The following is a 698-nucleotide window of genomic DNA, read 5'->3' as shown; positions in this document are numbered from 1 at the left end:
TGGCCGCGCAGCCGTTCCCCAAGCAGGGCTTGGCCGCGCTCGCGCCGGTGGTCTGCGCGACCTGGCTGGCCGGCGACGAGGTCGCGCTCGGCGTGGTCGACCAGGCGGTCGGCGATCTGGCGGAAGGCGTGTACGCGGTCCGCGACGCGCTCGGCCTGCCGGACGGGTTCGCCGTCGCCGCGGCGGGTGGCGTGTTCACCGGCTGCCCCGAGCTGTACGAGCAGTTCGCCCACCACCTGACCGGGCCGGTCGGCGCCGGCAGCGCCGACCTCGTGACCGACACGGCCTCGGTCGTCCTGACCGCGCTCGACCGGTTCGCCTGCGACGGCGAACCCGTGCTGCCCGGCGGGCTCGACGCCTACGCCGCGGCGCTGCCCCCGAGGAGGCGACATGAAGCTGGGACTGTGCTTGGCGGCGTTCGGTGACCTCGACCTGGCCACCGCGCTGCGGCACGCGGAGAAGTTCGGCCCGCTGTGGCTGGACGTCCCGACGGACACGACGTTCGGGCTGATCGACGCCGGGCGGTGCGCGGACGACGCGACCTACCGCGACGACGTGGCGGGGGCGCTGCGCGGCCAGCAGGTCGGCTGCGTCAGCAACAGCCGCGACGCGCAGCTGCTGCTCGGCCCGCACGACCGGCACACCGACCCGGTGCACCAGGGCGATGCGGCCGCCAAGCGCGCCCACGCGCTCACCTG

Annotated in this window: 2 protein-coding genes; both read left to right on the top strand. The window is 75.6% G+C overall.

Annotated features, from left to right (window positions below; genetic code table 11):
* Positions 1-425: hypothetical protein (locus G3I65_RS18855; RefSeq protein ID WP_203612430.1), on the top strand; the 425-nt coding region annotated here is incomplete at its 5' end.
* Positions 391-698 (top strand): hypothetical protein (locus tag G3I65_RS18850; RefSeq protein ID WP_203612429.1); only part of this gene is annotated, 308 nt, incomplete at its 3' end. The genes G3I65_RS18855 and G3I65_RS18850, both read left to right, overlap by 35 nt.

It is taken from the genome of Amycolatopsis sp. SID8362 (assembly GCF_010550475.1).
GTDB classification, from domain to species: Bacteria; Actinomycetota; Actinomycetes; order Mycobacteriales; family Pseudonocardiaceae; genus Amycolatopsis; species Amycolatopsis eburnea.
Note: the sequence above shows the minus strand (reverse complement) of the source record. Positions and strands in the feature narration are given on the sequence as shown.